Source organism: Nitrobacter winogradskyi (assembly GCF_006539545.1).
Taxonomy (GTDB): domain Bacteria; phylum Pseudomonadota; class Alphaproteobacteria; order Rhizobiales; family Xanthobacteraceae; genus Nitrobacter; species Nitrobacter winogradskyi_A.
In genome coordinates this window covers 1-7,573 of record NZ_BJNF01000023.1, presented here as the reverse complement: position 1 = coordinate 7,573, position 7,573 = coordinate 1, and the positions used below count along the sequence as shown (strand labels likewise).

General features: G+C 61.7%; 9 protein-coding genes. 4 read left to right on the top strand and 5 right to left on the bottom strand.

Going from position 1 to position 7,573, the window contains the following annotated elements; all coding sequences use genetic code 11:
* Window positions 1-25: 25 nt before the first annotated feature.
* Both NWI01_RS04635 and pdxH read right to left on the bottom strand, forming a co-directional pair.
* A complete protein-coding gene (locus NWI01_RS04635) occupies window positions 26-817 on the bottom strand; it encodes an SDR family NAD(P)-dependent oxidoreductase (protein WP_011313948.1) in 792 nt (263 codons plus the stop codon).
* Window positions 814-1,455 carry a pyridoxamine 5'-phosphate oxidase gene (gene pdxH / locus NWI01_RS04630; protein ID WP_141382766.1) on the bottom strand — a complete coding sequence of 214 codons (642 nt, stop codon included), beginning with the start codon at window positions 1,453-1,455 and terminating at the stop codon, window positions 814-816. The genes NWI01_RS04635 and pdxH overlap by 4 nt, the downstream gene beginning before the upstream one ends.
* A gap of 161 nt (window positions 1,456-1,616) precedes the next feature.
* Between pdxH and NWI01_RS04625 the strand changes: the two genes are divergently transcribed.
* Together NWI01_RS04625 and NWI01_RS04620 are read left to right on the top strand one after the other, a co-directional pair.
* Entirely contained in the window at window positions 1,617-1,973 is a 357-nt protein-coding gene (locus NWI01_RS04625) for an RT0821/Lpp0805 family surface protein (RefSeq protein WP_307723456.1), read from the top strand.
* 119 nt (window positions 1,974-2,092) lie between these two features.
* The gene (locus NWI01_RS04620) at window positions 2,093-3,040 is read left to right on the top strand and encodes a DnaJ C-terminal domain-containing protein (protein WP_141382764.1); all 948 of its coding nucleotides are present in this window, start codon (window positions 2,093-2,095) and stop codon (window positions 3,038-3,040) included.
* Between the two features lie 165 nt (window positions 3,041-3,205).
* Here NWI01_RS04620 and NWI01_RS04615 read toward each other — a convergent pair whose 3' ends face one another.
* From NWI01_RS04615 to NWI01_RS04605, 3 genes are all read right to left on the bottom strand, one after another.
* The gene (locus NWI01_RS04615) at window positions 3,206-3,412 is read right to left on the bottom strand and encodes a hypothetical protein (protein WP_141382763.1); all 207 of its coding nucleotides are present in this window, start codon (window positions 3,410-3,412) and stop codon (window positions 3,206-3,208) included.
* A 195-nt stretch (window positions 3,413-3,607) separates the two neighbouring features.
* Window positions 3,608-4,240: an acyl-homoserine-lactone synthase gene (locus tag NWI01_RS04610; protein WP_141382762.1), complete on the bottom strand. Its 633-nt coding sequence runs from the start codon at window positions 4,238-4,240 to the stop codon at window positions 3,608-3,610.
* Between the two features lie 79 nt (window positions 4,241-4,319).
* Window positions 4,320-5,150, bottom strand: a complete 831-nt coding sequence (locus tag NWI01_RS04605) for a helix-turn-helix transcriptional regulator (RefSeq protein WP_244613641.1) — start codon at window positions 5,148-5,150, stop codon at window positions 4,320-4,322.
* Window positions 5,151-5,648: 498 nt separating this feature from the next.
* Between NWI01_RS04605 and NWI01_RS04600 the strand changes: the two genes are divergently transcribed.
* The gene (locus NWI01_RS04600; protein ID WP_141382761.1) at window positions 5,649-6,242 is read left to right on the top strand and encodes a histidine phosphatase family protein; all 594 of its coding nucleotides are present in this window, start codon (window positions 5,649-5,651) and stop codon (window positions 6,240-6,242) included.
* Between the two features lie 221 nt (window positions 6,243-6,463).
* On the top strand, window positions 6,464-7,570 hold the full coding sequence (gene aroC, locus NWI01_RS04595) for a chorismate synthase (RefSeq protein ID WP_141382760.1): 1,107 nt from the start codon (window positions 6,464-6,466) through the stop codon (window positions 7,568-7,570).
* The last annotated feature ends 3 nt before the right edge of the window (window positions 7,571-7,573 follow it).

Sequence of the window (7,573 nt, the reverse complement as noted above, 5' to 3'; positions counted from 1 at the left end):
GGTATCCACTTCGCCGGAAAATGCTCTAAACGTGCTGGCCGCCGTTGATGTGGATTTCCGCGCCGTTGACGTATGAGCTGGTCTCCGTGCACAGCACGTAGACGATTTTTGAGACCTCGTCCGGCGTACCGAGGCGGCGTAGCGGAATCTGGCGCTGCACGATTTTCTCGGTGCCCGGCGACAGGATCGAGGTGTCGATCTCGCCCGGTGCGATGGCGTTGACGCGCACCCCGATGCGGCCGAAGTCAGCCGCCATCTCGCGGGTCAGCGAGGCCAGCGCCGCCTTCGAGGTCGCATAGGCCGCGCCGGCGAAAGGATGCACGCGCGAGCCCGCGATCGAGGTGACGTTCACGATGGAGCCTCTCGCGGCCTTGAGTTCGCCGATCAGCCCGCGCGCCAGCATGATCGGCGCCATGAAGTTGACGCGAAATACCTTTTCCCAGGTCTCCATGTCGGTGTTCAGCGAGCCCAGCCGCGAGCCGCCCTCGCCCTTTGGCGAGATCGCGGCATTGTTGACCAGCGCGTGCAGCTTGCCGCCCTCGAGACGCGAGCGGATTTCCTGGATCGCCTCCATCGTATTGTCGGGATCGGACAGATCGACCTGAATGTGATCTTCGGGACCGGCGTCCCACGGACATTGCTCAGGGAAGGGGTGTCGGGAACAGGTGATGACGCGCCAGCCGGCGCTGGAAAACCGGATCACGGTGGCGTGGCCGATGCCGCGACTTGCGCCGGTGAGCAGCAGCGTGCGGCGGGGCGCGTGGGGGTCGGCCACCGTCGCCATCTCGGTTCGCGGCTTTGCCTTGTCGGGGGTCATGGATACAGCCTTGTCTTGGTCCACGGCACGTCGGGCGCGGAGCGGCGGAATTCGATGCGGTCGTGCAGGCGGAAGGGACGGTCGTGCCAGAATTCGAACTGCAGGGGCGCGATCCGCCAGCCGCTCCAGCCCGGCGGCCGAGGCACGGCGCCAATGGCGTATTTTGCAGTCTCCTTCGCGATAGCCTGCTCGAACGCGAGGCGGCTTTCGAGCGGCTGCGACTGCTCGCTGGCCCAGGCGCCGATCTGGGCCTGCCTTGGGCGGGTGGCGAAATAGGTGTCGGCCTCCGCATCGGTAACGGGCGTCACCGGCCCGCGCGCGCGCACCTGCCGGCGTAGAGACTTCCAGTGAAAGAGAAGCGCCGCTTTCGGGTTTGCGGCGAGTTCGCGGCCCTTGGCGCTGGCGATGTGGCTGTAGAATACGAAGCCCCTGGCATCGAAGCCTTTCATCAGCACCATGCGCAGATCTGGCAGGCCGTCGGCATCCGCGGTCGCGAGCGCCATGGCGTCGGGATCGTTGGGTTCTGACGCGGTGGCTTCCGCGAGCCACGCCTCGAAAAGAGCAAAAGGCTCCTGGGCTTCCGTGAAATCACCGGACGTTAACTGGCTTGTGTGTTTGATGTCCGTGGTGTCGTTCATAAAGGGTCCACAGGTTGCGCCGGTCTGCCGTCGAGAGTCCGTTGCGGTCCTTATACAGCGCAAACCTGTATAGGGCACGTCTGCGCGTTGGCCTATCCGCGATCAAACCTTTTGCCACCGTGGTGGCGATTATGATCGGGGCGACGACCGGCGGCTGCAGCGTGGCGCGGAATCATGCGGCTTTCGCGCAGATGGAGGATGGCGAGGCAACCGGATCCATCTCCGCGCGGGCACATGCAGGTCCGACGGATACCGATCTCGCTTTCGCGCGCACAGCCGCCTCCGACGTGCTGACCAGAGGGAACAAGGATGCGAGCCAACCCTGGGAAAACCCCTCGACCGGCGCGCGGGGCTCGGTAACGCCGCTGGCGCAGGCCTATACTGCCGAGGGACGCACCTGCCGGGATTTTTTGGCGAGTTACGTTAATGAAAACTCCGAAAGCTGGTTGCAGGGCGCGGCTTGCAAGGCCCGCGGCGGCCAGTGGGAAATCCGGTCCCTCAAACCCTTGCGAAGCTGATGCAGAATGTCCGCTGCGAATAGCTGACGACCTCGTTGCAAAAATGCCACGGATACCCCAAATGATGGGCGCGTGGGTCCGGGGGCCCATTGTCCAGATTCCTGAAGGAGACGTTACGGATGCGCGACCCCTATGAGGTCCTGGGGGTGCAGCGGGGTGCCAGCGCCGCCGCCATCAAAAGTGCCTTTCGCAAGCTTGCGAAGAAGCACCATCCCGATGCCAACAAGAACGACCCGAAGGCCGCCGAACGGTTCGCGGAGTTGAATTCCGCCAACGAGATCCTGGGCGACGAGGTCAGACGCAAGCAGTTCGACCGCGGCGAGATCGATGCGGACGGCAAGCCGCGGTTCCAGGGTTTCCCGGGCGGCGGTCCGCGCGGCCCGCGGCCCGGCGGCGGCTTCGAGCAACACGGCTTCCGCGGCGGCGGCCCGGGTTTTGACGGCGGGTTCGAGGATATCCTCAACAGCATGTTCGGCGGCGCGCGGGGTGGACGCCGGCCGGGCGCGCAGTCGTTCGACTTCGAGTCCAGCACGTTCGGCACGCCTGATCTCGACCTCAACGTCGCCATGACGGTTTCGCTTGAGGAGTCGGTCGGGGGCGGCGAGAAACGCATCCGCCTGCCCAGCGGCAAGGAACTCAATGTCAGGATTCCGCCCGGCGTCACGTCGGGCCAGCAGATCCGGCTGAGAGGGCAGGGCGACGCCGTGCCCGGACATCGTCCCGGCGATCTCCTGATCACGGTGACGGTCGCGCCGCATCCGTTCTTCAAGGTCGACGGCGGCGATCTGCGCGCCGAACTGCCGATCACGCTCTATGAGTCGGTACTGGGTGGCAAGATACGGGTGCCGACGCTCGGCGGCGCGGTTGAACTGTCGATCCCGAAGAACACGTCGGGAGGCCGCACCTTCCGCCTTAAGGGCAAGGGCATCCCGAAGGGCGGGGTCTCCGGCGATCTGTTCGTGACGACGCGGATTGTTCTGCCTGATGGCAATGATGCCGAGCTCGAAGCGCTCATGGAGAAGTGGCGCGACGCCCGCTCCTACAACCCCCGTCGCGATCTTGGCTAGCGGGCCGGCGCAGGCGAACCTTGATCACGCGACGGGCTGGCCGGGATGTCCATCCCGCTGCCGCGCAATCGGGCTTGAGGATGTCCGGCCAACTTGGCGCCTTCTCTTCGACGGGCCATGTTATTCGGGTCGGTCGAGGGCGGCCTTCTTTGAGGCAGACTGGTCCTATCGCAGCTGCCGGCGGCCTCCGGCGCGCTTCTCAGCGCGCTTGATCTCGTTTGACCCGATGATGGCCTGCATCTCCTCATAAAGTTCAAGTTTCGCCATTTCGAGAAGGAGTTTCACCAAGCCGAGATCGAGCCGCTGGGACATCTCCCAGGCGTCATCGATCAATTTCTCAACCGCTACATATCTTTCGAGATGTATTAACATTGTCGTGCCGCTCCACGCGAGTATTGGCCATGAAAAGATGATTGCTGGTGATCGAAACCGTCGGGCTTGTTGTGCCGAAACGGCCTGAATTTTTTGGCTAGAGTCCGTTTCAACTGCGTTGAATCAGAATCGTCGCTATTTTTGTTTGAGCATGATCTTTTCCGAGAACCGGTTTCCACCTTTCGGGATCATGCTCTAGGCACGAAGCCGCTGATCGGCTTCAGGCTGGGCAACGACGGCCGGGACGACATTGCCGCGCACTTCCTGAAGCTTTTTCAGCGTGCGTCGATCGAACGCGGCGGTGACGGCGATGATCGAGTCTTTTCCGATCTGCTGCGGCAATCCGAGCGGCGTCACGCGGAAATTCAACTGCACCAGACGAAGGAGCCACAACGGATTCATCTCGATGATGATCTTCTGGACGCCGCTCGCCAGGCCCCATTCGACGATCGCGGACAAAAGCAGGTTGCCGACCGGGCTCAGAATGCGTCCGCGGTCGCGATGTTGCCGCGTCACGCAGTAGCGCGTCCATTCCCAGATATGCGGTCCTACGGGGAAATCCCCTTCGCACAGGTGCGGAAGCACTTCCGTGAGAAGGTGCGGACGCATCGATGGTAACATTCGCTGATAACCAAGGACGCGATCTTCTTCGATATAGAGCATGTGAAGTGCGCGCCCGTCGTCGAACTGGTCGATCTCCCGGCCGTCAGGCTTGCGCAGATCGTCCCAGCCCATCTCGTCGACAAAGACATTGTGACGCAATCGATAAGCCTGCTCCATCTCGTACTGATAGGAACCGATATTCTCAGCCGTTACGATGTGAATCATCTGAAATTCTCCGCCTGTAACCTCGTCGAGTTAGGACGAAGCAGAGGCGGCGAACAAGTACGCGAATCCGTACCTTGACCTATCGGATAAGATTGTGTCTGAGCGCAGTTGCGACGGTCTGGGTGCGGTTCGTCGCGTTAAGCTTGGCGCGAAGCTGACGTGCGATCTTGTCGACAAGATGTTCTGAAACCTTCAGGATAACACTGATCTCCCAATCACTTTTCCCCTCCGCCATCCATTGCAGGATATCCATCTCCCGTGGCGTGAGGTTTACTGGAGCAGGTTTGTATTTTTGCCCGAGGGCGCGCGCGAACGCGTACATCGCGATCAGTTGAAGCTGACCCCGGAGTACGGAAGGGACTTCAGCCCGCTCGCTTGCCAGGGAAAAGCCGGCGGTTTGACCGTTGAGGGTAATCATCGGAACGGTGAAACCACACCCCAGATTGAACTCGCGCGCTTCTCCCATGACGCGTGTCGGCGCGGGCGTATTTCGATAGGTTGGTTCGAGCTCGGACCATAGAAATGGTTCGGTTGAGGCGTTGACCCTCTGGATGGTGGGATCGTCGAAGAGATAACCTTTTGTGAAATAGCGCTCGCTCCACGCCTTCGGCCACCGATGCAGGACGACATTTGAGATCTGCTGCTCTGCGGTCATCCCTGGAATAGGAATGATTCCCGCAAGCACGTGAGAAAAGCCAAGCGGTCGCGCGACATCGACAACGGCATCGGCGATCTCTGCCGGGGTCGAAGCCTTGTCGACCCTTGCGATGAAAGTCAGGGTGTCGTCCAGCGTCCGTCGCGACATTGTAATCCCCTGCTGTACCGCCTGCATGGCAACCCGGCGATTTCCTAAATAATTTCCTAGATGGTTCATCAGTTTGGCGATCCGTTTGCCCTGAACCTGGTCCACATCTCGGTTATGATTTCGCAACGCGGCAAACTGCTCACAGATCGCTCAATCGTGTGGTCCGACCATGGTAGGATAAAACGATGTCTGAGCCAGTCCGTAGTTCCACTATTCAGTCGGGGAAGAGGGATCAGGGCGCTATTGAAGCCCTTTTTGGCGAAGTTTTCGAGACTCTATAATGTCGCCATTCAATTTAGTATGGGAAGTCACGAATGGGTAGGGATATCGTGGCGGACCGACGATCCCCAAAAAAAAGCCCGCTGCGAGCGAGATCAGCCGCCTCGCGGGTCGCGGGCGGAGGGATCGGCGGGTGAGCGGTCCATCGCTCGCTGTATTTCCTTGAACCGAATAGTGTATATGTCGGCCATCTTGTCTGTCCATCAACCATCGCCGTCATGTCCGGCCTGGCGTCGCGGGTGTTCCGGCCTCTCAGCATTGCAGGGCGAGAAGGTGGAATGACCTCGTCAATACCAGCCGGTCATCGGTCCGACCGCCCTTGATATGCCCACCATTTATTACGTCCGTCACGGCAAGACCGAATGGAACGCCCTTGGCCGTTTTCAGGGCCTGCAGGACATTCCGCTCAATGATCGCGGCCGCGCCGAGGCGGTGAAGGCGGGGGACATTCTGCGCAAGCTGCTTGCGTGCGAGGGACACGATCCTTTTGGGCTGGGCTTCGTCACGAGCCCGCTTATCCGTGCGCGCGGCACCATGGAATTGATGCGCGGCGTACTGGATTTGCCGCCTCATGACTATTTGGTCGATGACAGGTTGCGCGAGGTCGGTTACGGGCATTGGGAAGGTCTGACCCTGGCGGAAATGAAGGCCGCCAATCCCGATGTCTTTGCCGCGCGTGAGGCTGACAAGTGGAGCGTGGCGCCGCCTGGCGGGGAAAGCTACGCCTCGGCCACCTCGCGGCTGCGCGACTGGTATCGTTCGCTGAGAACCTCCACCGTCGCGGTCGCGCATAGCGGGACGGCGCGGGCGCTGATGGTCGTGCTCGGTCTCCAGACCGCGCAAGCGGCCGCCAGCCTGCGCATCGAGCAAGGGGCGGTGTATGTGCTCGGCGAGGAGGGGCTGATCAAGCATAGCTAAAGCCTGTCCGCTTCACCTTCTCCCGTAAGGGAAAAGGGGAAGGCAGGCCCGGTCATAACGGAAAGAGCAATCTTGTTGCTTTGCCGTTTGGCGAAGCAGCATTTTGCTCCAAGGTTTGCGATTTTCATGACTTCCGGGTACGACGATTGCAGATTCTCCGGCGGAAACTTGCAAGGTTGCAAGTGGCTGATGGGATTCTTGCAAATTCGTTTGGTTGATCTATGTCCCACAATACCTTCGGTCACCTGTTCCGTGTCACGACCTTTGGCGAGAGCCACGGAGTCGCGATCGGCTGCGTGGTCGATGGTTGTCCCCCGATGTTGCCGCTCACGGCAGAGGAAATCCAGCGCGATCTCGATCGCCGCCGTCCCGGCCAGTCGCGGTTTACCACGCAGAGGCAGGAGCCGGATGCGGTCAGGATTCTGTCCGGAGTCATGCCGCACCCGGACACAGGCGATCAGGTGACGACAGGTGCGCCGATCGGGCTGCTGATCGAGAATACCGATCAGCGCTCGAAGGACTACTCCGACATCAAGGACAAGTTTCGTCCCGGTCATGCTGATTTCACCTATGAGGCGAAGTACGGCATCCGCGACTATCGGGGGGGCGGGCGTTCCTCGGCGCGTGAGACCGCGATGCGGGTCGCCGCCGGCGCCATCGCGCGCAAGGTTGTCTCCGGCATGACGGTGCGGGGCGCGCTGGTTCAGATGGGGCCGCACAAGATCGATCGCGATAAATGGGATTGGGACGAGATCGCGAGGAATCCGTTCTTTTGTCCCGACAAGGACATGGCCGCGTTCTTCGAGAGCTATCTCGACGGCATCCGTAAAAGCGGCTCGTCGATCGGCGCCGTGATCGAGGTGGTGGCTGAGGGGGTGCCCGCGGGACTTGGCGCGCCGATCTATGCCAAGCTCGACGGCGACCTGGCCGCGGCGCTGATGAGCATCAACGCGGTCAAGGGCGTGGAGATCGGCGCCGGCTTTGGAGCCGCCGCGCTGACCGGCGAGGAGAACGCCGACGAGATGCGCAGTTCTTCGTCCGATAGGGGCAACCACGGCCCGGTGTTCACCTCCAACCATGCCGGCGGCATTCTCGGCGGCATATCCACCGGTCAGCCCATCGTGGCGCGGTTCGCGGTGAAGCCGACCTCGTCGATCCTGTCGCCGCGCAAGACCGTCGATCGCAGCGGAGCGGAGACCGACATCTTCACCAGGGGCCGCCACGATCCCTGCGTCGGCATCCGGGCGGTGCCGGTGGGAGAGGCCATGGTTGCCTGCGTTCTGGCGGATCATGTCCTGCGACACCGAGGGCAGGTCGGCGCGAGCTAGAGC

Excerpts from the sequence above, each read along its gene's own strand:
- NWI01_RS04635 (WP_011313948.1), bottom strand. The coding sequence starts at position 817 with ATGACCCCCGACAAGGCAAAGCCGCGAACCGAGATGGCGACGGTGGCC.
- pdxH (WP_141382766.1), bottom strand. The coding sequence starts at position 1,455 with ATGAACGACACCACGGACATCAAACACACAAGCCAGTTAACGTCCGGT.
- NWI01_RS04620 (WP_141382764.1), top strand. The coding sequence starts at position 2,093 with ATGCGCGACCCCTATGAGGTCCTGGGGGTGCAGCGGGGTGCCAGCGCC.
- NWI01_RS04615 (WP_141382763.1), bottom strand. The coding sequence starts at position 3,412 with ATGTTAATACATCTCGAAAGATATGTAGCGGTTGAGAAATTGATCGAT.
- NWI01_RS04610 (WP_141382762.1), bottom strand. The coding sequence starts at position 4,240 with ATGATTCACATCGTAACGGCTGAGAATATCGGTTCCTATCAGTACGAG.
- NWI01_RS04600 (WP_141382761.1), top strand. The coding sequence starts at position 5,649 with ATGCCCACCATTTATTACGTCCGTCACGGCAAGACCGAATGGAACGCC.
- aroC (WP_141382760.1), top strand. The coding sequence starts at position 6,464 with ATGTCCCACAATACCTTCGGTCACCTGTTCCGTGTCACGACCTTTGGC.